The 24953-nt window shown below is 71.1% G+C and carries 24 protein-coding genes and 1 pseudogene; 13 read left to right on the top strand and 12 right to left on the bottom strand.

Going from position 1 to position 24953, the window contains the following annotated elements; translation table 11 throughout:
- The first annotated feature begins 12 nt into the window (after positions 1-12).
- Entirely contained in the window at positions 13-420 is a 408-nt protein-coding gene (gene msrB, locus AC0VY3_RS23920) for a peptide-methionine (R)-S-oxide reductase MsrB (RefSeq protein ID WP_475550554.1), read from the top strand.
- Between the two features lie 91 nt (positions 421-511).
- Here msrB and AC0VY3_RS23915 read toward each other — a convergent pair whose 3' ends face one another.
- Both AC0VY3_RS23915 and AC0VY3_RS23910 read right to left on the bottom strand, forming a co-directional pair.
- Positions 512-979, bottom strand: coding sequence for a hypothetical protein (locus tag AC0VY3_RS23915; RefSeq protein WP_103511954.1), 468 nt, complete (start codon positions 977-979; stop codon positions 512-514).
- Between the two features lie 52 nt (positions 980-1031).
- Positions 1032-1226, bottom strand: a complete 195-nt coding sequence (locus AC0VY3_RS23910; protein WP_475550553.1) for a hypothetical protein — start codon at positions 1224-1226, stop codon at positions 1032-1034.
- Positions 1227-1242: 16 nt separating this feature from the next.
- Here AC0VY3_RS23910 and AC0VY3_RS23905 point away from each other — a divergent pair, with 16 nt between their 5' ends.
- Positions 1243-2481, top strand: a complete 1239-nt coding sequence (locus AC0VY3_RS23905) for a hypothetical protein (protein ID WP_475550552.1) — start codon at positions 1243-1245, stop codon at positions 2479-2481.
- Complete coding sequence (locus AC0VY3_RS23900) at positions 2465-3286, top strand: alpha-ketoglutarate-dependent dioxygenase AlkB (RefSeq protein WP_475550551.1); 822 nt, start codon at positions 2465-2467, stop codon at positions 3284-3286. Before AC0VY3_RS23905 ends, AC0VY3_RS23900 begins: the two co-directional genes overlap by 17 nt.
- Before the next feature lie 256 nt (positions 3287-3542).
- Here AC0VY3_RS23900 and AC0VY3_RS23895 read toward each other — a convergent pair whose 3' ends face one another.
- Complete coding sequence (locus AC0VY3_RS23895) at positions 3543-4115, bottom strand: peptidoglycan-binding domain-containing protein (protein WP_103511950.1); 573 nt, start codon at positions 4113-4115, stop codon at positions 3543-3545.
- Between the two features lie 552 nt (positions 4116-4667).
- On the opposite strand from AC0VY3_RS23895, the gene AC0VY3_RS23890 reads away from it, so the two are divergent.
- The gene (locus AC0VY3_RS23890) at positions 4668-5408 is read left to right on the top strand and encodes a dienelactone hydrolase family protein (RefSeq protein ID WP_475550550.1); all 741 of its coding nucleotides are present in this window, start codon (positions 4668-4670) and stop codon (positions 5406-5408) included.
- Between the two features lie 36 nt (positions 5409-5444).
- Here the strand turns inward: AC0VY3_RS23890 and AC0VY3_RS23885 are convergent, their stop codons facing one another.
- The 3 genes from AC0VY3_RS23885 to AC0VY3_RS23875 form a co-directional block, all read right to left on the bottom strand.
- The gene (locus AC0VY3_RS23885; protein WP_146065951.1) at positions 5445-5825 is read right to left on the bottom strand and encodes a hypothetical protein; all 381 of its coding nucleotides are present in this window, start codon (positions 5823-5825) and stop codon (positions 5445-5447) included.
- Positions 5826-6084: 259 nt separating this feature from the next.
- Positions 6085-6330: a DUF397 domain-containing protein gene (locus tag AC0VY3_RS23880; protein WP_475550549.1), complete on the bottom strand. Its 246-nt coding sequence runs from the start codon at positions 6328-6330 to the stop codon at positions 6085-6087.
- On the bottom strand, positions 6327-7205 hold the full coding sequence (locus AC0VY3_RS23875) for a helix-turn-helix domain-containing protein (protein WP_475550548.1): 879 nt from the start codon (positions 7203-7205) through the stop codon (positions 6327-6329). Before AC0VY3_RS23875 ends, AC0VY3_RS23880 begins: the two co-directional genes overlap by 4 nt.
- A 153-nt stretch (positions 7206-7358) precedes the next feature.
- On the opposite strand from AC0VY3_RS23875, the gene AC0VY3_RS23870 reads away from it, so the two are divergent.
- On the top strand, positions 7359-7820 hold the full coding sequence (locus tag AC0VY3_RS23870; RefSeq protein WP_475550547.1) for an ATP-binding protein: 462 nt from the start codon (positions 7359-7361) through the stop codon (positions 7818-7820).
- A 95-nt stretch (positions 7821-7915) separates the two neighbouring features.
- Here the strand turns inward: AC0VY3_RS23870 and AC0VY3_RS23865 are convergent, their stop codons facing one another.
- Positions 7916-8272: a PRC-barrel domain-containing protein gene (locus tag AC0VY3_RS23865; protein WP_103511944.1), complete on the bottom strand. Its 357-nt coding sequence runs from the start codon at positions 8270-8272 to the stop codon at positions 7916-7918.
- Between the two features lie 415 nt (positions 8273-8687).
- Here AC0VY3_RS23865 and AC0VY3_RS23860 point away from each other — a divergent pair, with 415 nt between their 5' ends.
- The 3 genes from AC0VY3_RS23860 to AC0VY3_RS23850 all read left to right on the top strand — a co-directional run bounded on the left by AC0VY3_RS23860 (position 8688) and on the right by AC0VY3_RS23850 (position 11009).
- On the top strand, positions 8688-8891 hold the full coding sequence (locus tag AC0VY3_RS23860) for a cold-shock protein (protein WP_103511943.1): 204 nt from the start codon (positions 8688-8690) through the stop codon (positions 8889-8891).
- A 240-nt stretch (positions 8892-9131) separates the two neighbouring features.
- Positions 9132-10583: a DEAD/DEAH box helicase gene (locus tag AC0VY3_RS23855; protein WP_475550546.1), complete on the top strand. Its 1452-nt coding sequence runs from the start codon at positions 9132-9134 to the stop codon at positions 10581-10583.
- An 84-nt stretch (positions 10584-10667) separates the two neighbouring features.
- Entirely contained in the window at positions 10668-11009 is a 342-nt protein-coding gene (locus tag AC0VY3_RS23850; protein WP_103511941.1) for an SCO5918 family protein, read from the top strand.
- 98 nt (positions 11010-11107) lie between these two features.
- Here AC0VY3_RS23850 and AC0VY3_RS23845 read toward each other — a convergent pair whose 3' ends face one another.
- Positions 11108-11467 carry a hypothetical protein gene (locus AC0VY3_RS23845; protein ID WP_103511940.1) on the bottom strand — a complete coding sequence of 120 codons (360 nt, stop codon included), beginning with the start codon at positions 11465-11467 and terminating at the stop codon, positions 11108-11110.
- A 67-nt stretch (positions 11468-11534) separates the two neighbouring features.
- Positions 11535-12035 carry a MarR family winged helix-turn-helix transcriptional regulator gene (locus AC0VY3_RS23840; protein ID WP_475550545.1) on the bottom strand — a complete coding sequence of 167 codons (501 nt, stop codon included), beginning with the start codon at positions 12033-12035 and terminating at the stop codon, positions 11535-11537.
- A 61-nt stretch (positions 12036-12096) separates the two neighbouring features.
- Here AC0VY3_RS23840 and AC0VY3_RS23835 point away from each other — a divergent pair, with 61 nt between their 5' ends.
- Positions 12097-12465, top strand: a complete 369-nt coding sequence (locus tag AC0VY3_RS23835) for a VOC family protein (RefSeq protein ID WP_103511938.1) — start codon at positions 12097-12099, stop codon at positions 12463-12465.
- A 330-nt stretch (positions 12466-12795) separates the two neighbouring features.
- Here AC0VY3_RS23835 and AC0VY3_RS23830 read toward each other — a convergent pair whose 3' ends face one another.
- The 3 genes from AC0VY3_RS23830 to AC0VY3_RS23820 form a co-directional block, all read right to left on the bottom strand.
- Entirely contained in the window at positions 12796-13344 is a 549-nt protein-coding gene (locus tag AC0VY3_RS23830) for a hypothetical protein (RefSeq protein ID WP_146065950.1), read from the bottom strand.
- 14 nt (positions 13345-13358) lie between these two features.
- Positions 13359-15638: a hypothetical protein gene (locus tag AC0VY3_RS23825; RefSeq protein WP_103511936.1), complete on the bottom strand. Its 2280-nt coding sequence runs from the start codon at positions 15636-15638 to the stop codon at positions 13359-13361.
- 152 nt (positions 15639-15790) lie between these two features.
- Positions 15791-18295 carry a GTPase-associated protein 1-related protein gene (locus AC0VY3_RS23820; RefSeq protein ID WP_103511935.1) on the bottom strand — a complete coding sequence of 835 codons (2505 nt, stop codon included), beginning with the start codon at positions 18293-18295 and terminating at the stop codon, positions 15791-15793.
- Between the two features lie 188 nt (positions 18296-18483).
- Between AC0VY3_RS23820 and AC0VY3_RS23815 the strand changes: the two are divergent.
- The 4 genes and pseudogenes from AC0VY3_RS23815 to AC0VY3_RS23800 all read left to right on the top strand — a co-directional run bounded on the left by AC0VY3_RS23815 (position 18484) and on the right by AC0VY3_RS23800 (position 24799).
- Positions 18484-19053: pseudogene (locus AC0VY3_RS23815) on the top strand (alpha/beta fold hydrolase).
- 132 nt (positions 19054-19185) lie between these two features.
- Positions 19186-20028, top strand: coding sequence for a hypothetical protein (locus AC0VY3_RS23810; RefSeq protein WP_475550544.1), 843 nt, complete (start codon positions 19186-19188; stop codon positions 20026-20028).
- Between the two features lie 9 nt (positions 20029-20037).
- Positions 20038-22293, top strand: coding sequence for a bifunctional serine/threonine-protein kinase/ABC transporter substrate-binding protein (locus tag AC0VY3_RS23805; RefSeq protein ID WP_475550543.1), 2256 nt, complete (start codon positions 20038-20040; stop codon positions 22291-22293).
- Position 22294: 1 nt separating this feature from the next.
- Entirely contained in the window at positions 22295-24799 is a 2505-nt protein-coding gene (locus tag AC0VY3_RS23800; protein ID WP_475550542.1) for a bifunctional serine/threonine-protein kinase/ABC transporter substrate-binding protein, read from the top strand.
- The last annotated feature ends 154 nt before the right edge of the window (positions 24800-24953 follow it).

Genomic DNA, 24953 nt, shown 5'->3' with positions numbered 1-24953 from the left:
GAGGAGCGGGACGTGTCGTACGACGTCGAGAAGCCGGACGAGCAGTGGCGGGCGGAGCTGAGCCCCGCCGAGTACGCGGTGCTGCGCCAGGCCGGCACCGAACCCGCGTTCAAGGGTGAGTACACCGACACCAGGACGGCGGGCGTCTACTCCTGCCGGGCCTGCGGGGCGGAGCTGTTCCGCTCCGACACCAAGTTCGAGTCGCACTGCGGCTGGCCGTCCTTCTACGACCCGAAGAACACCGACGCGGTCGAGCTGATCGAGGACCGCAGCCACGGCATGGTCCGCACCGAGGTGCGCTGCGCCCGCTGCGGCTCGCACCTGGGCCATGTCTTCGAGGGCGAGGGCTACCCGACCCCGACGGACCAGCGCTACTGCATCAACTCGATCTCGCTGACCCTGGCGCCGGACGAGAGCTGAGCCCGGCCGGGCTCACACCTGTGCCCCCGCTCCCTCCCGGCATACGCGGGAGGGAGCGGGGGCACAGTGCTGTCACCCCCACGGCGGGGGATCACCCGTCCGAAGACGTCTCCGCCTCGGACCGCAGCAGCGGGTGGATCACGCCCGGGAAGACCGTCGCCTGCACGATCTCCTCGGCCGACCCGCCCTGCACGACGGTCTCCGCGACGCCCCAGGGCCGCCCGGCCAGGTGGATGGTCAGGGTGTACGAGGAGGAGCAGCCGGTGCACTCGTAGCGGTCGGCCCAGGTCTCGACCTCGGTGGTGGAGCCCGGGTAGCGCTTCACATGGCGGTGGCGGGCGTGGCAGTGGTCGCAGGTCTCGCCCGGCTCGCAGGTCCCGCCGCACGGACACGGCACGTCGAAGCTGTCGGCGGGCTTCCAGCGCTGCACGAGGACGGCGTCGCGGGTGGCGCCCATGTCCTTCATGGCCTTGAGGTTGCGGGCGGCGACGTTGTACGACTCGCCGGTGGCGGCCATCCGGTCGCGGATGACGTCCTTGCGTCCGCGGTTGGTCGTCATGTGGTTCCTCCTGGGTTCACGCAGCCCGCCAGGAGGCCCATGAGTCAGATCATTACCTCTTTACGTTACCCGCCCCGGACCCGTACGCGTCGGACAGCCTGATCCGCACGGTGGAGCCGCCGGTCGAGACGCGGACGACGACGAGCGCGGTGAGCGCCGCCGCGGTCGGTGACGGCGAGCATGCCCGGCGTACAACGGAGAACGCGAAGAACGCGAAGAACTTCGTTGCCGGCTTTCGAGACCCCATGAGAGCATCACGCCCGATGCATACAGCAGAGGTATCAGAAGCCTGTATCGAGGACGCGAACAACGTCCTGATCGCTCCTTCGGCATTGCAGGACGACGACGCGGTCCGGGACTTCTTCGGCTCCACGATCACTCCGGAGCACCTTGCCTCCGGGGCGCCGGACCTCGCGCGGAAGACCGTCTACCTGTGTGGCGATGTCTCCGGAATCAGCGCCCACCCATTGCGCCCGGCCGACCGGGTGTTCGTCGTCCGCGAGCTGTCGACCGGTTACGACGAGCGCGCCGACGCACCGTGGGCCGTCGTCGGCATCGGCAGGGTGCCCCTCCGCGTGCACGGAGTCGGCGTGTACTACCGGCGCTTCTTCGAGCGCGATGCCGATCACTTCGGACGGATCAGCGCGGAGCACGCATTCCAGTCCCTGACGGAGTCCACCAAGCCCGGAACCGCCCACCGCAGCGGAATCTATCTCACGCCCGTCACGGAAGACGGTGACGGACTGCATTTCCGCCTGCTCCGGTGCTCCACGAACTTCTCGGGGCCGACCGAGAGCTTCCGCCCGACCGACACGGACATCGTCGATGCGCTGAACCGCGAGGCCGCCGACGTCTTCCGGAATCAGGCGCTGCTGAATCACGTCCTCGCGCAGGTCTACCACAACACCCTCGCCACGCCCGAGCGCAAGCAGTCCAAGGCCAGGATCTCGGCCCATGCCGACAAGACCAAGGACATGCCCGCCAACGGCATCATGGCTTTCTGCACGTTCTACGACGGGCTCGACAAGCTGCGCCCCTTGGCCGAAGACCCCTTCGATTACGGCGTGAAGCGTGCCAGCGGCCTGACCAGACTGCACTTCCGCCTCAAGAAGTCGGCAGAGGGAGGAGAGGGGCCCGAAGAGACCGCGCTCCCGGAGCAGTTCACGCTGACGCTCTATCCCGGCTCCGTCTTCTTCATGCCGCTGTCCACCAACCGCCGGTACACGCACGAGATCCGGCCCTCGGGTCTGGACGCCGAGTTGCTGCCGACCCGCCTGGGATATGTGGTGCGCTGTTCGAGCGCCGAAGCCGTGCACAAGGACGGCGACACCTTCCTCAAGAAGGCCGGAGGCCTGGTGAAGCTGGGGCCGCCCACGGAGGACGGCATGGACGATCTGCGCAGGCTGTACGCCGAGGAGAACAGGACCGCGTCCTTCATCGACTACGGCGGCAGGTTCCTCTTCAGCATGAACTCCGGAGACTACGATGCGCCCCGGGTCTAGCCTCTCGGACGAGATCCGCTCGTACGCGCTGCCTATCGCGCCGGATCTCTTCACGGAGCTGTCGGAATCGGCCCGTTGGGAAGAGGTGGGGAAGGGCCGGCGGGGCGCCACGCTGGCCAGGATCGACGAGGCGGGTGGTGTGCCGCTCGTGCGCACCACCACGCGGTACGGAAGCCCGACGCAGCGTTTCCGGCCGGTGCACGAGCGGCTGGCGCGACAGATCCAGGAACGCGCGGAGATCTCGGCCGCCACGTTCAACAACGCCCTCATCGAGAGCTACACGAACGCCTACAGGACCATGGGCTTCCATTCCGACCAAGCTCTTGATCTGGCCGACGAGTCGTTCATCGCCGTCTTCTCCTGCTATCAGCACCCGGAGGCGAGCCCGCCGAGGAAACTGATCTTCGAAGCGAAAGGGTCCGGTGCGGATTCCGGTGTGGGTTCCGGCGCGGGTTCCGGTGGCGAGTCCGGCGGCGAGAAGTTCGAGATTCCTCTCGTCCACAACAGCGTCGTCGTGTTCTCCGTCGCATCGAATCGGCGACTCAAGCACAAGATCGTCCTGGACGCACCCGACCGGACGGCGGACAACACCTGGCTGGGTGTCACGTTCCGGACGTCGAAGACGCTGGTCCGCTTTCGCGACGGGCACGCGCACCTTCCGCAGGGTGTGCGTCTCACGACGGCCGACGACGAGCAGCAAAGCGAGTTCTACCGACTGCGGCGCCGTGAGAACAAGGAAACGGACTTCGTCTACCCCTCGCTGACGTACACCATCAGCGAGAGCGATCTGATGCCACCCGTCTGATGCCAGTGAGCATTTTCCAGCCTCACGTTGACGCGTGGTGAAGGACGAGGACGGCTTTCGCCAGGTCGGTGATGCGGTTGGTGCTGCAGCGGGGCTTCCGCAGGAGTCGCCGGCAGGTGCGTCCCGTCGAGGATGACGAAGCCTCTACGGCACCCGTCCGTGCTGCTACGCCGTCAGACGTGGCTCGAAGACCTGGGGGAAGCGGGGCCGGTGAAGCGGCTGCCGTGGGCATCCGACCGCCTACCGGCCCCCGATGTCAGCAGCTGCGGGAGTTGTAGGTGGACCAGTAGGGGCCGCCCCCGTTGGGCGGGTAGAAGCGGTAGTTCCCGTCGGGCGAACGCTGCAACACGAAATCGTGCGAGCTGTACGAGCTCCTGGAACCCTTCACGCCGTCAAACACCACATACCGCCACCCGTTCTGGTTGTCGCGCTGCGCGATTCTGTCGCCGGCCTTTGTCCAGCTGTTCCGGCCGGCGGATCCGTCCGCGCTAAGGCCCTTGTCCGCTTGGAATTTCCTCGTTGCGGAATCAGTCTGGTCGCCGAAGACACCATCGATCCCGGACGAGGGCAAGTAGCCATTAGCCCAGAGAATCGTCTGCCAGAGACAGGCGACGTTCGAGGAGCGGTGCGTCCTGACGTTGACGACGCCCTCGTCATCGAAGTCGTCGCCGACCGCGCCGCTGCCGTAGACGTACGCCCTGCCGCTGTAGGAGCCGCTGGCCGCAGCCGGAGTGGCGGTGGTGACGGTGACGCCGAAAGCCAACGAGGCGCCGACGACGGGGACCGCTGCTCTGCGCAGCACGCGACGGATGGAGCGGATTGTAGACATGGATCTCCCTGGGTGGGTGAAACGCGGGCAAAGGGTTCCGGGTGCTACCTGGCGGTAGTCACGCCGATGAGGATCCGGACTACTCGTGCTCCCGGTGGCCGGCCACGTGGCGCGCGGCTGGGCGAGGCACGGATCTTCCGAAGCTCGGCATCGCTCCGGTGCCGGCCCCCGGCTCTGACATGCGGGATGCCAAGCGACACGGCACCACCGAGTGGCCGCGACCACGCGGGCGGATCGAGTTCGCGAACGAACGGCGCAAGTGAACTCCCCCGAGATTGATGAGCATTCAACAGTCCGGTACGGCGAGCATAGTGGTCCCGCCCGGTTCGGTGGGCTGTTCTCTGTTCCATGAGGAGCGGTGACCACAATCGGTGCCGCCGTCGCGTCGCCGTCGCCGTCGGCTCAGGACCGGGAGTCGCTTCCGACATCGTGCGGTGCCGGACCGGCATGGTGGAAGGGAGGGCCTTCCGGCCTGACGCCGTTGGCCTCGCTGCTCTGCCGTCGGCAGAACACCGGCCGGACCGGGCTCGACGATCACTACAGTCCGGTCCCATGACGACGACGGTGACGACGCGTACGGTCGAGTATCCGGCCGACGGTCTGACGATGATCGGGCACCTCGCGCTCCCGGCCGGTGCCGGCCGCCGGCCCGCGGTGCTGCTCGGGCCGGAGGGCATGGGGCTGAGCGACGTCGAGCGCCGCCGGGCCGATGCGCTCGCCGAACGGGGATATGTGGCGCTGGCCTTCGACCTTCACGGCGGGCGCTATCTGGGCGACCCCGAGGAGATGCTGGCCCGTTGCCTGCCGCTGCTCGCCGATCCCGACCGGATGCGGGGCATCGGCCATGCGGCGCTCGACGTGTTGCGCGCCGAACCGCGGACCGACCCCGACCGGATCGCCGCCGTCGGCTACGGCACCGGGGGCGCGGTCGGGCTGGAGCTCGGCCGCGACGGCGTCGGCCTGCGCGCGATCGGGACGGTCAACGCGACCACCACGGGCCGCCCGGGTGAGGCGGCGCGCATTCGCTGCCCGGTGTGGGCCGGGGTCGGGTCGGAGGACCCGATCATGCCGCCCGAGCAACGGAACGCGTTCACCGCCGAGATGCAGGCCGCGGGCGTCGACTGGCGTCTCACGGTCTACGGCGGAGCCCTGCACGCCTTCCACCACCCGCCGGTCGACCACCCCACGGTCCCCGGCGTCGGCTACCACCCACAACACGCGCGGCGCGCCTGGCGCGATGTCGTCGGCCTGCTCGCCGAGTGCCTGCCCGTGACGGGCGATCCGAAGGCATGACCCGGGCAGGCGAGCTCGCGCCGAGACCGGCGGCCGCTACGCGGAACCCGCTGCCGCCCCACCCTCCGGCCGGTCGTCCTTCCGGTATTTGACCGCCAGTACCGCGAGACCCACTCCGGCCAGGCCGAGGGCGCCACCGATGGCGACGACGACCCAGCCGAAGAAGTCCTTCGCCGAGTCCTGCCGGCCCACGGCCTCCTCGGCGCCGAACGAGTCCGTCGTCCCGCCCGTGGACCGGGAGTGGCGCTCACACGTCTCGCCCTCCTCGATGACCTGGCTGCCGCAGAGCGCCGGCGGCGTGTCGACGATCATGTCCCTGCCCAGCAGCCCGACCCAGATCCCGGCCGCCAGCAACGCGAGCACGACGATCGACATGCAGCCCCACTGGCCGGCATTCCCCACTGCCTTCTTTGTCATGGTCACGGACGCTACCGCTCCCAACTCGGGCCTGCTCACAGGGGTACGGCACAGCCCGCTTCCGGCCGGACCGGGGAGCGCTCACCGCAAAAGAGCGCGGTCCGGCGGTGCGATCAGTCCTGCGGGCGGGCTTGTTGCGCCCGGGTCGGTTCGGCGGTCGACCGACGCGGGATCTCGACCGTGCCGGAGAGCCGGCGGGTCACTGTCGCGCGCTCCACGTCGTCCATGTCCTCCACGGCCGGCCGGTGGACGATCTTCGTCAGCCCTGGGCGGCGTAGGCGAGGAAATACGTCCAGGCGGCCGGGGCGAGGGCGAGCTGCGGGCTCTCGTCGAGCTTGGAGTCGCGGACGTGGACGGTGGAGGGGCAGGCGGCGACCTCGACGCAGTCGTCGCCGGAGCCACTGCTGTAGCTCGACTTGTGCCACTCCAGGGCGACCTCGACGCAGGAGTCTCCCGAGCCGCTGCTGTAGCTGCTCTTGAACCAGACCAGGGGTGTGGTGCTCATCTCGCTCCTCGCATCCGCCGCATCAGGCTCTTGGAGTCGTCCAACGAGAGAGCCTGTGAACGCATACTTGCACACCGCATCTGGAGCGCGCTGATCACTTTGGGGTCGGAGACGAACTGTCCGTGCTCCTGCCCTTCCAGATAGCCGAACCACTGGTGATCCGGCGTCTCCAGCAGCCGCATCGGCCCATGCAGTCCCGCGTGGTGATGCCGCACCAGCGGCATGATTTGGACATCCACATTGCGCAGCTCGGACAGGTCGAGAATGTGGTCGACCAGCTCCCTGGTGACCTCCTCGCCGCCCAAGTCCCGCAGGAACAGGTGCTCTTCGAGAATGAAGCTGAACGCGGTGTTGGGCCGGTTCCGCAGGAGCTCCTGACGTTCCAGCCGAGCCGCGAGCTGTGCCTCGATCTGCTCGTCGGCGAGCGGTGGCAACTGGTCGACGAACAGCGTCCGTGCGTACGCGGGCGTCTGCAGCAGCCCCGGAATCAAGCGGCACTCGTACGTGTACAGGCTCAGCGCCTCCAACTCCAGCTGTGCCCACTGCCGGAACCAACTCGCCAGCCCCTTGCGCCGCGTCAGATGCTTCGCCGCCGCCAGGATCACCCCGAACGCGTCGAGGAGGCTGTCCGCGCGCTCCGCGAAGTCCGGAGGCGGGAGGCGGCGGCCCTGTTCGATGGAGGCGATGGTCTCGGGTGAGTACCCGACGAGCGGGGCGAACTGCTCCTGCGTCAGTCGCGCCCGCTTGCGGAAGGTCTTGACCACCTCTCCGAACATCTTGAGGATGTACTGCGGTTCGGGTTCGCCGCTGCGCCCGCCGCCGTTGCCGAAGGTCCCGTACGTAGTGCTGTCGATGCCGTCCGTGCCGTGCGTCATGTACGGCCACCTCCCCGTGCGCCAGTCCTGGTCCGAGACCCGTCCATGCTCACGGAAAGTGACCCGTACCGTCCACCCTTCGCACCCGTACGCTGACTGAGCGTACGGGTTGCTGACCTGGTGGAGCGGGTCCGGGGCCCGGAATCTGGGGGCATGGAAGCGTCTACGAAGACCCAACCCTCCGTAACCGTAAGTGTGTTCAACCGTCAGTACTGCGCTGATCCACGCGGCGCGCGGCTCGCCCGCCGCGTCGGCCTCCACAAGCTGCACACCTGGGGCATCCCGTACCTCAGTGACGCATCGGAGTCGGCGGCCCTGATCATCGGTGAGCTGACGGCCAACGCGGCGACCCATGGCCGGGTGCCCGGCCGCAACTTCGAACTGCGGCTGTCGTACATGCCCGGCGATCCGGCCGCGCCCGGCCTTCTGCGGATCGAGGTGTCCGACACCCGGGGCGAGCGCCGGCCGCCCGGCCCCGGTGAGATCACCGTGCCGGACGGCGGCTCCGACGGCGGGCGCGGGCTGCTGATCGTGGAGGCCCTGGCGGACCGCTGGGCGGTCTTCGACCGCAACCCGGGCAAGACGGTCCGGGCGGAGCTGGACCTGCTGTGCTGACGGGTCCGGCCGCGATACCGGCGGGCCTGTCCTGTCGGTGCGTACCGCTGGGCTGCCGGGCGGGCCGGGCCGGGACGGGTGGTGGGCGTGTGCGGTCAGCGGCGGGCGAGTTGCCGCTCTCCGCCGGCGCCCGGCCGGTAGGGCAGCCCGTAGTACGTGAAGACCTCTTCCTCCGCCTCGGCGGGCAGGATGTCGTCCATGCCGATCGACGGCGCCTTCTTCACCAGCGCCTTGTCGTAGGCGACCCTGACGTAGTCGGGGCCGACGATCGCCTCGTCGAGGGGGACGAAGGCCAGTTGGTGACGGGTGGGGAGCCCGATGCGCACGGTGGCCATGGCCGGTTCGTCGGTGGTGGTGTCCACGTAGACCGCTTCGAGCACTCCGATCTTGTGGCCCTCCGGGTCGATGACGTTCCGGTCGCGCCACTCACGGATTTCGGCTGCATGGATCATGGTCTGCCTCCTGAAGCGCTCTCGGGCTGTTGCTCACGCCCTTTGCTCACCCAGGTTATCGAAAAATGTCGGAGTGTAACCGTGGGCTCTTTTTCTGATTCTTCGGACCTGAAACGCTGCGCTCCAGGTGGGGCAATATCTGTGGCCGCCGCATGAGGTTTCGGCTCGTCGGGTGAAGAGGGTTTTTGCTTCGAGTGGGGGAGTGGGGTTATTCTCGGCATCCGGATCACCACGGCGTGCTACTGTCGTTTCCAGTTGCAGTCTTGCTGTTCCCAAACTTCGAGCGCCGCCGCCGATTTTCGGCCGGTGCAGTCGCTTCCGTTTTTCCGGACATCGTTCTCCGGGTGGGGCATCACCGCGGCGACCCGGCATCCGTACCTCACGGGCCGGTGTACTGCCCCAAGGGAGACACGACATGGCATCCGGCACTGTGAAGTGGTTCAACGCGGCCAAAGGCTTCGGCTTCATCGAGCAGGACGGCGGCGGGGACGATGTGTTCGCCCACTTCTCCAACATAGCCGCCGACGGCTTCCGTGAACTGCTCGAAGGTCAGCAGGTCACTTTCGACATCATGTCGTGCCAGAAGGGTCTGACGGCCGAGAACATCGTTCCTGCCTGACCTCACCCGTATCCAGCACGATCGCGCGTATCGCGCTCTCGTCACTTCGCACCTGGCACCTCGCACCTCGCACCTCATTTCTCGTTTCTGACATTTCGTGTCTCTTCTCCGCCTGCGCGCCTGTTTCGTCTGCGCGTCGGCATTTCTCGCACGTTTCTTTCGGCCCGTTCCTGTGATTCCCCGCGCTGTTTCTCCGCTGCGGGAATTCCTTGGTACGTGCCGTATCAAGGAAGGTTTCCTGTGAACTCCACCCGTACGAACGACCGCACCTCCCGCACCTCCCGCAACCGCAGCCGTACCGGCGGCCCGAGCAGCCCGCGTCCGGTCGGCCGCGGTCGGCGGCCCGTCGTGGTCCAGGGCGAGTTCGCACCGCCGAAGACGCTCACCCCCGCACTGCCCGCCGTCGAGGCGTTCGCCGAACTCGACATGCCCGCCCTGCTGTTGGCCGCGCTCACCGCGCAGGGCGTGAGCGTTCCGTTCCCGATCCAGGGCGCGACCCTGCCGAACACCCTCGCGGGCCGTGACGTCCTCGGCCGGGGGCGCACCGGCTCGGGCAAGACCCTCGCCTTCGGCCTGGCCCTGCTGGCCCGTACCGCCGGACAGCGCGCCGAACCCCGTCGGCCGCTGGCTCTGGTCCTCGTACCGACGCGTGAGCTGGCCCAGCAGGTCACCGACGCGCTCACCCCGTACGCCCGCTCGGTGAAGCTGCGCCTGGCCACGGTGGTGGGCGGCATGTCCCTCGGCCGGCAGGCCAACGCGCTGCGCAGCGGCGTGGAAGTCGTCGTCGCCACCCCGGGGCGGCTCAAGGACCTCATCGAGCGTGGCGACTGCGCCCTGGACCAGGTCGCGATCACCGTGCTGGACGAGGCCGACCAGATGGCCGACATGGGCTTCATGCCGCAGGTCACCGCGCTCCTGGACCAGGTCCGCCCCGAGGGCCAGCGCATGCTGTTCTCCGCGACCCTCGACCGTAACGTCGACCTCCTGGTCCGCCGCTACCTCACCGACCCGGTCGTCCACTCCGTCGACCCGTCCGCGGGGGCCGTCACGACGATGGAGCACCACGTGCTGCACGTCCACGGCGGCGACAAGCACCGGGCGACGACGGAGATCGCGGCGCGCGAGGGCCGGGTGATCATGTTCCTGGACACCAAGCACGCGGTGGACAAGCTCACCGACCACCTGCTGCACAGCGGCGTACGGGCAGCCGCCCTGCACGGCGGGAAGTCCCAGCCGCAACGGACCCGTACTCTCGCCCAGTTCAAGACCGGGCACGTCACCGTCCTCGTCGCCACGAACGTCGCGGCGCGCGGCATCCACGTCGACAACCTCGACCTCGTCGTCAACGTCGACCCGCCGACCGACCACAAGGACTACCTCCACCGCGGCGGCCGTACCGCACGCGCCGGGGAGTCCGGCAGCGTCGTCACCCTGGTCACGCCCGGCCAGCGCCGCGACATGACCCGCCTCATGACCGCCGCCGGGATCGTGCCCCTGACCACCCAGGTCCGCTCCGGAGAGGAGGCGCTCGGCCGGATCACCGGATCCCAGGCCCCCTCCGGCATCCCCGTGACGATCACCGCGCCGGTGGCCGAGCGGCGCCGGCGCAGCGCGGTTCCGCGCGGACGGCGCAGCTCCGCCTCCGCCACCCGACGTGCGACGGGGCGCCAGTCGTCCTTCGCGGCCGCCTAGCCTGCGCGACCGCTCCTCGCCCCTTCTCGCGGCTTTCGCCGCTTCCTCGCCGCTTTTCCTTCGCCCTTCACCCTGTGAGGCAACATGCGCTGTGTCATCGCCCGCTTCCCCTTCGACCTCACCAAGAGCGGCGTCCTGGAGTCGATGAGGGGCATCAAGCCCGAGCAGGTCAGCGGTGAGTCCGTGATCATCGGCCGCCGCACCTACCCGGTCAAGCAGGTCGGGCAGGTCATCACCCGCCAGGACCGCCGCGACTTCAGCGCGGGCGAAGTCCTCCGGGCCATGAGCCGACTCGGCTTCACCTGCACCGGCCGCGCCGCAACGGTCGCAACCGCCGCTCCCGAGAGCGCACTTGTCGCGCCTCGGCGCGTACTCAGCCCGTTCCAACAGGCCTCCGCACTGCTCGGAAGCCCCGCGGCCGCCTGACGGGCGGGCGCGGGGCTGGTTCGGGCGGCCGGCGCTGGGTGACGACCGGCGCTGGTTACGGCCGGCGAAGGGGCAGAGGGCTGTGGGGCGTGGGTGGGTCAGTGGTCGGAGTAGCTGAAGTCGCCCATGGTCCAGGCGCTGACGTCCTCGATCGCCACGCGATACATCCCGCCCGTCTCCGGGATTCCCACCGTCCCCTGGAGAATCCGCGCCACATGGAAATGCAGATGTGTGGGCGGCCCTTCCTTGTGCGCGGTGGCGGTGAAGGCGGCGGAGAACTCGCTCAGCCGGGCCGAGTCCGCCAGGACCTCGGAGACCCGCTGCCTCCAGACCGCCTCCGGGGCGAGGCGGCCGGTGATGACAGCACCCCCGGCGACCACGGTCAGGGACATCTGGTTGCTGTGCCCGGACTCCACCAGGGCTACGACGTCAGTGAGCAACTCGTCAGGCTTCGACATGAAAGCCGATTCTAGTCGGCGGCTCCCGTCTCAGGCCGACCGGTCGGCCTGAGACGGGAGCCGCCGTCTACCTGTTGCCTTGAGGGTCCTCGGCTCGCCTCTGCTGAGCGCCGCCGTCGCGGTCGCCCTCGCGCAGGGAATGAATCATGCTCCGCAGGTTCCGGAACGCGCCTGCCTGCTCGGTCTCGGTCATACCGGCCAGCATTCTGAGCTCGACGGACCGGACCGCCACGGTCGCCTTCTCCAGGCTCTGCCGGCCGCGGGGCGTGAGCTGCGCGGGAAGGACCTTTCCGACGGCCGCCTCCGCGGGCCTGGTCACATAGCCGTCCCGCTCCAGGGCCTGGAGCAGCACGTTCATCGACTGACGCGTCACGAACGCGCCGCGCGCGAGCTCGGAGTTCGACATGCCCGGCCGTTGCGCGAGCAGTTCCAGGCAGGAGTAGTGCGTCACGGTCATCCCGAGGGGGCGCAGCACCTCCTCCATGGCTGCCCGCAGCGCACTCGAAGCCTCTTTGAGCAGGTAGCCCAGCGATTTGTCCAGGTCGATCCCGGCGCCCTTTTGACTCATGTCAGGAGTCTGACATACGGTGTTCGTGTCATAAAACTGACATGAACGAAGGAGTGTCATCATGCCCGCCACCGGCCCCGACTTCATCTCGCTCCAGGTGCGCGACCTCGACGCCTCGCAGGCGTTCTACGAGCAGTACCTCGGCCTCGTCCGCTCGCAGGCCGGACCTCCGCACGCCGTCGTCTTCGAGACGAAGCCGATCGCGTTCGCACTGCGCGAGATCATCCCCGGCACGGACCTCGCGTCCGTCGCGCAGCCCGGCATCGGGGTGGCGCTCTGGCTCCACGCCACGGACGTCCAGGCGATCCATGACGCGCTCGCCGCCGCCGGTCACGCCGTCGTCTCGGCCCCCGTCGACGGCCCCTTCGGCCGGACGTTCACCTTCGCGGACCCCGACGGCTACCACGTCACGCTCCACGACCGCGCCTGACGGGGCTGGTCCGGGGCGGGAGGCTTGGGCGCTCTGCGTCGCCCCGGGCGCGCTTGAGCGCATACGTGGGGGTAGTCCGTGATGAGCCGTGTGCGTATCTTCGGTTTCTGGGTTTCGCCGTCTCCGCCGTATTGCTGGCGGGATGTGAAGCACGGTGCCGTACGGCGACGACTGGAGGACGAACTCGCCGGGAAGAGCGTCGATGCTCTCGTGGCGGCATTGAAGGCGGCACGTCCCACCGTCGCGTCGCGCTCGGAGGCGCCCGCCGCCAAGGCTCTCGCCTCTACGTGTGAATAAAGGTGTTGCCTGATCGCCGTGTGCCCCGTGAGGTCATGCGCACTTGAGTTCCTTCTGGGCGAAGGCGGTGAACTGTTCGAGGAGGCCGGGGAGGGTCTTACGTTGGTTCTCGACTCGGGTGCCGCTGACGTAGATGGTGAGCTGAAGGAATTTTGCGGTCGACGGACCGGAGTTGGCTTTCGCCTTGCAGGGGAAATAGGTGATCCCTCCGGTATTCCAGACGATCGCCTTCTTTCCGACGTGAACCGAGTCCGGCTTCAACTGGTCGAAGGAGCTCCATTCGATGATGTCCTCGATGTCCTCGAAGCGTGCGTGCGCACCGAATCCGCGCATTCCGTCAACTCCGATCAGGCAGCTGATGGACCTGTCGCGATCGGTGAAGAAGAAGTCCTCGGTGTCCTGAGTCAGCTGGTCGCCGGTCGGCAGGATGCGTTGTACCTCACTGCGATCGAATGCGTTCCAGCAGAATTGATTCGGCAGCTTCGGTGCTGTCTTGGCCTTCTCTTCGGCGCAGCCCGCCACCCCTGCGGTGAGTGCCATCGACAGGGTGACGGCTGCTGTGAGTCGTCTGGTGCGGCGCACGGATGGTTGCTCCCTCAGGGGCGGTTCTTCTCGGACATGTTGTGACCACTGGAGTAGGCATCCGCCGTTGCCGTGGAAGCGGATCCCCGGTAGGTGTTGTATTCCTCGGGTGTCAGCCCGGCGGATTTACCGCCCGTGACCACAGCGGCTGCTGCGGCCTTCTTCGCGGCCTCTTCTGCCCTCGCGTACCCTTCTCCCGATTCGAGGGCGGCCCCGTCCAGATTCTCTTCCTTCGCGTTGTTCACCACTGATTCCGTGACGTCCTCCTGAATCCACGTGATGGCGTCCCCGCCGAAGGGAAGCAGTTCGAGGTATTTCGCTCCGACGAGGTCGATGATTCGATTCGTCCACTTCGCGTTGTCTTCGACGCCCTGGTTGTACTCGTCGATCTCGTGCGTCTTCAGATCCACAATCGCATGCGCCCTCGCCTCCGCCATCATCCCCGCGATCTCCCCGCCGGGATGAACGGCGTTGCGGATCGCCTCGCCCATGTCCGCATGGCGCTCGGGATGGCGGAACGCGTCGCCCACGAGCGCCGTCGTGTAGGCCTGCTGCGCGTGGGTGATCGCACCGTAGGCGTCCGGATCCTGGCCGACCGAGCCGAGGAACCTCGTCATCAGGTGCTTCTCGAATTCGGCCGGTTCGCCGAATGGCTTGATCTGGCCCGCCGCGTTCTCCGCGGTTGCCTGCAAGTCCGGCATGTACTCCGCCGCCATGGCGCCGAACCGCGGAGCCAGGGCGCTCAGCGGGCCGGGCGGGTCACCCGCCTCGGCCGACACCAGCTCCGGGTTCGTACCGATCTTCTCGACGACCTTCTCCATGACACCGCTCATGTCCTTGGAGTGCCGCACCGGCGGCGCGTCGTCGTCGCCCGGGACGCGTCCGGTGACCGCTGCCTCCAAGGCGTTGCCCATGGCCGTCTGGCCGAGCGTGGTGCCGCTTTCGGCCGTGGTGTCGTACCAGTCGTCCGCAGGCTTCTTGTCGAGCATGTAGTCGACCACGCTCTGCGCGTCCTTGCCGCGGGTCTCCACGTCCAGCAGGGTGACGATGCCGTCGTTGTTGGTGTCCGACCGCAGGTTCTCGTTGAAGAACTGCGCCGACGCCGCGGGATGCCTGCTCATCGCCTCCATGAGGCCGGTGACCGGGTTGAAGCCCTTCCCGCCGTCCGCGCCCAGGTTGATCGCCATGTCCTGGTTGTACGGTAGGTTCCGGGACCAGATCTCGGGGTCCTTCTTGTCCATGGCGATCATGTCCCGGCCGACCGACGTCAGGAACTGCTGGTCGTACGTTCCTTCCCGCAGCAGCGCCCCGAGTGCCTGGTAGCCGTACACCTTCGCGCCGACGCCCGCGTACCCGGAGACGTCGATCTCCTTGCGGCCCGCCTTGAGGAGTTGCGAGGTCCAGGCGGGGTCCAGGTGGTTCGGCACCGACGGGGTCGTGGCCAGGCCCAGCATCGCGCCCATGTCGCTCTGGATGTTGCGGACCAGGCCCACCCGGTCCGCGCCCGCCGGGCCGAGCGACGTGGCGTCCAGGGACATCCGTGTGTACGCCTCCAGCGTTCCCTCCGCGCCCAGCCTGCAGTAGAAGGCGGTGGCGAACTCCGGGTCGCCGCGGTTGTCGTCGATGATGTCTTCGAGTTCGCGCAGCGCATCGAGGTTTCGGGCGGTGCCGCCCTCGCCCGTGACCGTCTTCAGCAGTTCCGACGCATGGCCCGCCTGCTCCGCGTCGAGCGTTTTGTAGGCGGGCTTGCTGAAGTCGTGCCCGCTCTTCATGTTCGCTTCGAGGGCGCGCTTCAAGGACTCGTCGGCATCCGAGCAGTCCTCGACGATCCGGTCGACCTTCCGCTGCCAGGACGCGACGGCTGCCTTCTGCTTGCGCAGTGCCTCCGGATAGTCCGGATCGTGCTGTGCGGTCCGGTCGTCCGCCAGGTCGTGCCGCGCCGACACCTTGCCCTTCGCGCTGATCACCACACCTGCCGCCGGGCCCTCTTCGTCCCGTAGGGCGATCAGCGTCTTCTTGGCATACGCGAAGGATGTGTGTGCGTCCACCAGCAAGGACTTGATGCCCCGGGCCTGGGCCACGGCGTCCTCGAACTCCGCTGCGGTCTTCCCGACGAACGCCTTGGTGACCCCGGCGTTGACGCCTTCCCACCGGGCCTTGGCCGCCTTCGCCTTCATGCCCGTTCGGGCATCCTCGGCGAGCTCCTCCAGCCTGGCCACCGTCGTGGTCCAGTCGTCAGCCGCTGTCTTGAGTTTCCCGACGGGCGCGTTCACCACATCGTCGAAGGTCAGCACGGTTCCCCCATGAACGGCTGGTCGGAGCACGGCGGCGCGGATCCGCCCCCACGGGACGCCAACCTATCCCGGGCACACAGAGGCGGCGTATGCACGTGCGATTTCGAGACATGCGCAAGGGCCCCGTGCAGGGCTCCTGCCGGGAACCCCGCTCAGCCCCGCCGCACCCGTCCCGCGATCCGGCGACCCAGCCGGCCCAGGGCGCTGACGCGGTTCCAGTCGCGGAAGGCGTCGGCCCGGCCGCTGCTGCCCGTGCGGCCCACCGTCGCCTCGACTTCCGCGACGTCCTCGGCCGACATGGCGCGGACGGCGGGGCGCAGGACCTCGTCCAGGAGGGCGGCGGCAACCGGGGGCCACGTGCGGCCCGCGTGCGGGTGGGCGGTCCAGACGGTGAAGCAGTCCGCCGCGTAGGCGGGCTGGGTGCGCAGCCGGGCCCGTACGGCTTCCGTCCGGGCGGTGCGGTCGTACGCGGCGATCAGGTCGGGGTCGTCGCCGTGGACGAAGTCGTACAGCTCGGCACCCGGGCGGTCCGGGGCCAGCAGGCGTTCGGCCAGGGCGGCGTACGCCCGCTCCCGGAGCGCCGGTTCGACCGGCTCCGCCCGGGCGCACAGGGTGCGGACCCGCTCCGCCCAGCCGGGATCCGGTGCGCCCGTGCGCAGTTCGCGGACCAGGTCCAGCAGGAGGAGGCCGGCCCGTTCGCGGCCGCCGATCTCGGTCGGGTAGCCGCGCAGCAGGTCATGGGCGAGGCCGGCCGCCTCGTCCGTACCGGCGGCGGACGCGCCGAGCGCCGCGTCGACCAGGCGGGCCCACGTACCGGCCGCGCGGTGCGAGTCCGAGGTGGCCGCGTCCAGCAGCAGGCGGGCCTCCTCCACCGTCGGGGCGCGGTCCTCCCAGACCAGGCCCACCGCCGTGCGCAGCACCAGCGGCTCGGCGAAGGGGGAGAGGCCCGCCGCCCGCAGCACCCGGTGCCACACCGCCGCCCGGTCACCGCCCAGCGTCGCCATCGCGCCCGGCACCTCGGCGCACATCCGCAGATGCGGCAGCGCCTGCGTGCCCGTGAACGGCAGCGTGACCCGTTCCAGGAACCGGGCCACTGCCCCGGGGTCTTGGGGCGCGATCCGGTCCAGTGCGCCGAGCAGTGCCGTCCGCACCTCGAACTGTTCGTCCAGCAGTTCCAGCAGGGCCGGCGCGAAGGCCGGGGCGCTCTCAGGACCTTCCCTTCCGCCTTCCTCCTCCGCCGCCTCCGCCAGCAGCGCCGGTGCCAGGCGGTCCACCACGCCCGGCAGCAGATCCGCGCCGTCCACGCCCAGCAGCCGGGCCACCCGCAGCAGTTGTACGGTGCGCGCCACCGAACGCGATCCGGCCGTGTCGGCCAGTTCGGTCAGGATCTCCGGGCCCAGCCGCCCGGCGACCTCCGCCCCCTCCGGGCCCGCGAACGCGTCCCGGCGCGGCAGTTCCAGCGAGCCGTTGCCGCCCCGTACCGCCTCGGTGACCAGCATCGCCGCGAGCGGCGCGGTGACCGAAGCCGGGCTGCGGCCCTCCAGCGCGCCGAACAGCCGCCCGGCCGCGTCGAATTCGGGGCCCGTACGGTCGTCGATACCGGGAGAGGTGAGGGCCTCGACCAGCTGGCCGGTGCGCTTCGCGTCCAGGGCGTAGGGGCGGTCGGCCGCCCAACCGGCCGCCGCCGCACGTCCGTCCGGGCCGAGCGCGATCCCCGCGCAGAGCGCCGTCACCGCCAACGGGCCCGCGGCGAAGGGCTCTCCGGGCAGTTCGCGCGCCTCCCGGAACAGCTCCGGCGACCGGCTCCGCCAGACCCGGGCCGCCGTCGTCGCCCATACGTCGTCGTCAGTACCGGCCACCGGAGCCTGCCCCGCGCACTCGTGCACCCGCAGGCCCGCCGCTCGCGCCGCCGCCGCGTCCTCGGGCCCCACCCCCACCACCCGCGACGCCGAACTGCCCGGGCGCCGCGTGTACGTGGTGAACGTCAGCCGCTCCGCGTGCTCCCTCGGCAGGGCGACGGACGCCAGCCCCAGCCACCGGGCCACGTCCGCGCACTGCCGCTCCACCAGCACCACCGGTCGCCCGGTGGCGGCCTCCGCCTCGCTCGCCCGGCGCAGATCCGCCAGCACCGCCGCCAGCCAGGGGCCGCGCGAGACGGCGAAGTCGTCCAGGCCCTCGGAGACCGCCGCCGGGCCCGGCGGCAGCGTCAGCGGGTCCGGTATCGCCCCGGCGGGCGTCGTCGACACCCAGAGCGGCGAGCGCCACGCCTCGACCGGCAGCCGGTCGCCCGGCAGCGGAACCCCCGGCGGCAGGTGCACCGCGTGCGCGTGGAACCGGACGCCCTGCCTCGACCCCGGTCCTGACCCCGGCCCCGAGTCGCTGCCGCCGCCCGTGTCCCGTACCGGGGCCGAACGCGCCACCAGCCGGCTGCCGTCGGACAGCACCGCGTAGCCGAACGCCTGTGGCAGCGAGCGCAGTTCACTGTCGGACGGCCGGTCGGGAACGCCTCCGGGCAGCTCGTAGCGCACCAAGGGCTCGATCTCCGCCAGCAGCGCACCCGACACGCCGGGACCGACCGACGTGAACCGGCCCGCCGCTCCCTCGGATCCCTCGGCCCCCGGCGCGGCGGAGGTGTAGTGCACCTGTGCAAGGCTCATCTGTCGGCCCTCTTCGTCCTGCCGCGCCCGGTCCCCGTGCCTGCCCCCGTACGGCTGGGTCGGGGGAGAAGTCCGCAGCCGCGGGGGCGACGCTATCAAGGACGGGGAGGTATTCCCTACGCTGCGTCAGGCCCCGGCCCGAGGTCGGTCCGGGGTTGGTCCGAGGCCGGCCGGACTATGTCGACCGCATGGGCGACGTGAGGCTTTCGGCGGGCGTGATCGAGTACCACGACACCGGTGGTGACGGGCCCGTGGTGGACCTCCTGCACGGCGTGGCCATGGACGGACCGCTGTGGGACGTCGTCGTCGCCGGACTCGGGGACCAGGTGCGGTGCATCGTGCCGACCCTGCCGCTCGGCGGACATCGCAGGCCCATGGGGACCGGGGCCGACCTGTCCGTTCCGGCCGGTGCAGAGCGCGCCGGAGATCCGGCGCGACCTGCGCGCCTATGTGCTCGGAGTACCCGAGAGAGCCGAACTGCCGCGGTGGAGTAAGCAGTTGCGTACGGTCGACCGTCCCGCGCTGGTGATCTGGGCGAGCTAGGGCCTGTCGTCAAACTGCCGTCGTCGCCCGGCAGGCGGCAGTTCGACGACAGGTCCCAGGACAGGGTGATGCCGATCGAGCACGGGCGCCGGCTCGCCGAGATCCTGCCGCAGGGGCGGCTGGTGGAGGTGGCCGACAACTGCACGCTCCTTCCTCAGGACCGGCCTGCCGCCCTCGTCGAACACATCGGCGCCTTCCTCGCCGAGACGGCCTGACGGCCTCGTCCGGGCGGTTCCGGGGCGGTGCCGCCCCGGTCCCGACGCGGTAACAGTCGTCCTGCAGCCCCCGCATGTCGCGCCGGGCTTACTTATGATCGACGCGGCGTCGAGGAGGAACGGGGAAACGTTGTGACCTGTCACGTGCCGTTAAGAGGGGTTCGCTTCGCGCTGCCTCCGACGCTGGCCCTGACGGCCGCGCTGCTCGCCGGCTGCTCCGGGGCGGCGGGCGACTCCGGGGATGTGGAGAAGCGCGACGCATCTGCGAGTGCGAGCGCTGGTGCGGACTCCGGTGGCGGAACCGGGACCGGACCGGCACCCGGGGCGACGGCCACGCTCGAACCCGACCCTGCCCGGCTTCCCAAGACCAAGGCCGCGGCACGCGAGTTCATCGACCGTGTCATCGCCGGGCCCGACAGCTTCGGCCCCGGAGTGGTGAAGCGGAGCCCGTACGAGAGCGGCCCGGCCACCTGGCCCGTGCTCGGCGAGGACTGCGTCTGGCAGCAGCAGAAGCCCGCCCACAGCGTCCTCGCCACCCTCACCCGGTCGTTCGAGCTGCCCGCGGAGAAGGCCAAGGGGCCCGTGCGCCTCGCCGCCGTCGTCACCGTGCACCGCACCCGCGAGGACGCGGCCTGGGAGATGGCGGAGTCGATCGAGGAGACCATGCGCTGCCCCACCCAGCAGTTGCGCGAGGGCGAACTGATCGGCTCCATGGTCGCCGCGGCGCTGTTGGGCGGCGAGGTCACCCAGACCAACTCCGAGGACGCGCTCAGCGAGCGCGGCCAGTACCAGAGTTCGGAGCTCGGCGGGCCGCACCACTACGCCTGGCAGCAGGCGCAGACCCTGCGGTTCACCGTGGCCGTGACCGGCAAGGGGGCGAAGGGGCGCACCGAGCGGGAGGTCGACGATCTGGTGGTCCAGGCGCAGGCCGCCATGCTGGTCCGGCTGGAATCCGCCGTCGAGAAGCAGAGCTGAGGCCGGGCGATGGATGACCTGCGACCCACCGACCCCGCCCGGATCGGCGGCCACCGGCTCCTCGGGCGCCTCGGCGCGGGCGGCATGGGCGTCGTCTACCTCGGGCGCACCGACGCCGGAGCGCTCGCCGCGATCAAGGTGATCCTGCCCGAGTACGCCGGGGACGAGGACTTCCGGACCCGCTTCCGCCGCGAGGCCGAGGCCGCCCGCCGGGTCGACAGCCCCTGGGCCGTGCCCGTCACCGGTGCCGACACCGAGGCCGAACGGCCATGGCTCGCCACGGAGTTCGTGCCCGGGCCGATGCTGTCCGACGTCGTCGCCCGGCGCGGACCGCTGCCCGTGCGGAGCGTCACCGTCCTCGGCCGGCTGCTCGCCCGCGCCCTGGCCGCCGTGCACGCCGCCGGGCTCGTCCACCGCGACGTCAAACCGGGCAACGTCCTGCTGACGGCCGGCGGCCCCCGGCTGATCGACTTCGGGATCGCCCGCGCCGCCGACGCCACCGCCCTGACCGCCACCGGGTTGATCGTCGGCACCCCCGGCTTCCTCCCGCCCGAGCAGGCGTCGGGGCAGACGGCCGGGCACACCGCCGGGTCCGCCGGTCCTGCCGGTTCCGCCGGGGACGTCTTCTCGCTCGGCTGCCTCCTGGCGTACGCGGCCACCGGCCGGCCGCCCTTCGGCAGCGGCGCGGTCGACGCCGTCCTCTACCGCACCGTCCACGACGCACCCGACCTCGACGGCATCGAGGACCCCGGGCTGCGCGCGCTGCTGGAGCGGTGCCTCGCCAAGGACCCCGGCGAACGTCCGGCCGCCGCCGGCCTCGACACCCTGATCGCCGAGGACATACCCGCCGGGACGGCCCCCGACTGGCTGCCCGAGGACGTCGTCCGGATCATCGCGGACCGGTCCGCCGCCCTGCTGGCCCTGCCCGACATCGACGCCACCGTCACCGAGGAGCCCGGCCCGCCCGAACCCGCCCCCGGCCGCCGGAGGTTCCTGCTGTTCGCGGCGGGCGGCGCGGTGGCCGTCGGAGCGGGCGCCTTCGCCGCCGTACACCTCACCGGTGGCGGATCCGACGGTGGTGGCGGAGACGGGGCACCCGGCGGGCGCCGCTGGATCATCGGCGTGCACGCCGACCTCACCGGACCCCTGAGCGCCGCAGGACGGGCCCAGGAACGCGGTGTCCGGCTCGCCGTCGACCGCTTCAACTCCCTCGACAGCAGGCCCTTCCGGCTCGCCGTGAAGGTCCTCGACGACCAGGGCGACGCCGACCGCTCCGCCCGGGTCGCCGAGGAGTTCGCCCGCGACCCGGAGGTCATCGCGGTCATCGGCCCCACGAGCGACGAGGCGGCCGGGGCGGCACTCCCCGCGTACGACGAGGCCGTGCTGCCGGTTCTGACGGTGTCGGCCCTCCAGATCGCCTTCCCGAAGCGGGCCAACGGCTCCTTCTTCCAGGCCGCCCCCTCCTACGCCTCGCTCTCCATCCCCATCGTCAACCGGCTCCTGCTGCGCCCCGACGTCGAGAAGCTGGGCATCCTGATCGACCGGGCGGGCGGACAGGCGGCGTACCAGGCGGGCTATGCGACCAACCTGATGACCCCCGACCTCACCACCGGCACCACCTACCCCCGGGTGGTGCCCGCCGGGACGCGCGTCTTCGACCCGGTCGTCACCGACCTCCTGTCCCACCGCAGCGACGCGCTCTTCTACGCCGGCGACGCGACCGGAGCCTCCCGGGTCGCCCGCATCCTGGCCGAGCAGTCCTTCGCCGGACCGCGCATGGCCCAGCACACCGTCATGGGGCCGGAGTTCCTGAAGCTGGCGGGCGCGGCGGCCGACGGCTGGGAGTTCGTCGCCCCGTTCACCGACGCGGGCGCCCCGGCCGCCGCGACCTTCGCCGCCGCCCACCACAAGCGCTTCGACGCCGCGCCCGCCGCCTGGTCGGCCGAGGCGTACGACGTGGCGGGGCTCGTCGCCCGCGAACTGGCCGCCCTCGCCGTCGCCGCCTCCAAGGCGGCGACGGCCGGGACGAAGGGCGCGACCGCCGGTGGCAAGGGGGCGTCGGCGAGCGCCACGCCCTCCGGTGACGGCGGGCCCACCCGGTCCGCGCTCACCGCCGCGATCGCCGCCGCACGGTACGAGGGCATCTCCCGCACGTACGCGTTCGACGAGGAACGTCAGCGACTCGTCGGCCAGGACGCCCATCTGTACCGGGTGGAGGACGGCCGCCACCGCTATCTCGGCCCGGCCCCGAAGCCGAAGAGCTGACGTGCGGCCCCTCACCTCCGAGGACCCGCGCACCGTCGGCCCGTACCGCGCCCTCGTCCGGCTCGGCGCGGGCGGCATGGGTGTGGTCTACCTGGCGCGCTCGGCGGGCGGGGCGCTCGCCGCCGTGAAGGTGATCCGGGCCGAGCACGCCGCCGACCCCGGCTTCCGGGCCCGCTTCCGGCGCGAGGCGGAGGCCGCCGCCCGGATCACCGGCCCGTGGGTGGTCCCGGTGCTCGGCGCGGACACCGAGGCCCGCGAGCCGTGGCTGGCGACCGCGTTCGTCCCCGGGCCCTCGCTGGCCGAGGTGGTCGGAGCCGGCGGCCCGCTGCCCACGACTTCCGTCCGGGCGCTCGGCAGCCGGCTCGCCGCGGCCCTCGTCGCGGTCCACGAGGCCGGGCTGATCCACCGCGACGTCAAACCCGGCAACGTCCTCCTCGCCCTCGACGGCCCCCGCCTCATCGACTTCGGGATCGCCCGCCACGAGGGCGCCACCGCGCTGACCACCAGCGGCGCGGTGATCGGCACGCCCGGCTACCTGGCCCCCGAACAGGCGTCGGCCGCGCCGCTGGGGCCGCCGTGCGACGTGTTCTCGCTCGGCTGCGTCCTCGGGTACGCGGCCACCGGCCGGCCGCCGTTCGGCGCGGGCGGCGGGGCGGGCGCCCTGTTCCGCACGATCCACGAGGAGCCGGACCTGACGGGCGTTCCGCCCGGCCTGTCCCCCCTGATCGCCGCCTGCCTCGCCAAGGACCCGGCAGCCCGGCCGACCGCGAGCCGGGTCCGCGACGCGCTGGAGACGGACGGGGCAGCGTTTCCCGGCGGGCCCGGGGGCGCGGGGGCGAGCCCGGACCGGGTGCCCGACCCGCGCGTGTGGGGAACGCCGGACCCGCGGGTGTCCCCGGACCCCCGGGAAACGCCGGACCGGCGGGTGTCCCCGGACCGCCGGGAAACGCCGGACCGGCGGGTGTCCCCGGACCGCCGGGAAACCCCGGACCGGCGGGTGTCCCCGGACCGCCGGGAAACCCCGGACCCGTGCGTTACCCCCCGCACGGCCCCCGACCCGGACACTGCCTCCGACCCGGACACTGCCTCCGACCCGGACACTGCCCCCGACCCGGACACTGCCCCCGACCCGGACACCGCCCCCGACCCGGACACCGCCCCCACCCCCTGGCAGATGCCCGCCGGGTTCTCCGCCCTGATCGCCGAGCGGTCCGCGGCCGCCCTCGCGCTGCCGGATCCCGAGCCGTTGCCCGTCACGCTCGCCCCGGCCGGGGACGAAACCGCCGGGCAGGCGGGCGGTCCCACCCGGCGGAGGCTGCTCACCGCCGGGGCGGCCGGGGCCGTTCTCCTCGCCGGGGGCTCCACCGCCACCTGGTTCGCCCTGCGCGGGCGCAACGAGGGGGCGGGCGGCTCCGCGACGGGATCCGGGGAGCCGGCCACGTACAGGATCGGGCTCCACGCCGACCTCGGCGGACCCGGCCGGGCCACCGGGCTGGCCCACCAGCGCGGCGCGCAGCTCGCCGTCGCCGACCACAACTCCCGTACCGACAAGGCGTTCCGGCTAGCCCTGCGCACCGAGGACGACACGGGGGATGCGGCGGCGGCGCTCCGGGTGGCCGGGCGGATGGCGGCGGACCCCTCGGTCGTCGCCGTCCTCGGCCCCACCGGGCAACTGCTGCGTGAGGACCTCGTCCAGCGGTACGGCGCGGCGCGGCTGGCCACCGTCGTCGTCGCGGCGGGCTCCAGCACCGTAGAGTCCGGCACCGGCCTCCACCTCTGCGTGACCCGCCCCCTCGACCGGATGCTCTCGACCGGCCTCATCAGCTATCTGATCCGCACCCGCCCCGCGACCCGCATCCTGCTCGTCGAGGATGCCGCCGACCCTGGGCTCGCCGGGGAGGTCGGGGTCAGCTTCCGCGAGGCCGCCCTCACCGGCGTCACGCTCCTCGAACACCCCCTGGCCCGGGGGAACGCGGGTTTCGGCGCGGTCGTCCGCAAGGCGGTCACCGGCAAGGCCGACGCCGTGGTCCTCGGGAGCGGCGACGCGTCCCGGGCCGCCCGCCTGGCCACCGCACTCGCGGACGAGGGCTTCACCGGCACCCGGGCCGCCGTCGGACCGGCCCTCGGGCCCGCCTTCCTCGACGGGGCGGGCGAGGCCGCCGAGGGCTGGGTCTTCGCCGAGGCGTACGCCGACCCGGCCGCCCTCCCGGCGGCCGCGGCGTTCACCGCCGCCCACCGCAAGCGCTTCGGCGCACCCCCCGCCACCTGGGCCGCCGAGGCGTACGACGCGGTCGGCCTGATCGCCCGCGCCGCCGGGACCACCAGCGCCTCGGGCGAGGTCCGCAGCGGTATCGGCGGGCGGCTCGTGCGGACCGAGCACCGGGGGATCGCGCGGACCCTCGCCTTCGACGCCTCGACCCGGCAGGTGCGGTACGAGAACGGGATCTTCCTCTACCGGATCGAGCAGGGCCGCCCCCGCTTCCTGGGCCCGTACGGAGAGCTGTAGCCGGGGAAACGAAGGCCGGGGAACGGCAGCGGTCGGTGAAGCCACGGCCAGGTGTGAAGATCTCCTGCGGCGGCGCTTAAGAAATCCTCGATGGACCCGGGGCCCCGCCGTACGGCAGCCTTCTCGGTGACGGCCGGGGACGGCGCGTGGAGCC

The organism is Streptomyces sp. iso_384 (genome assembly GCF_056172905.1).
This window is presented reverse-complemented; position numbering and strand designations above follow the sequence as displayed.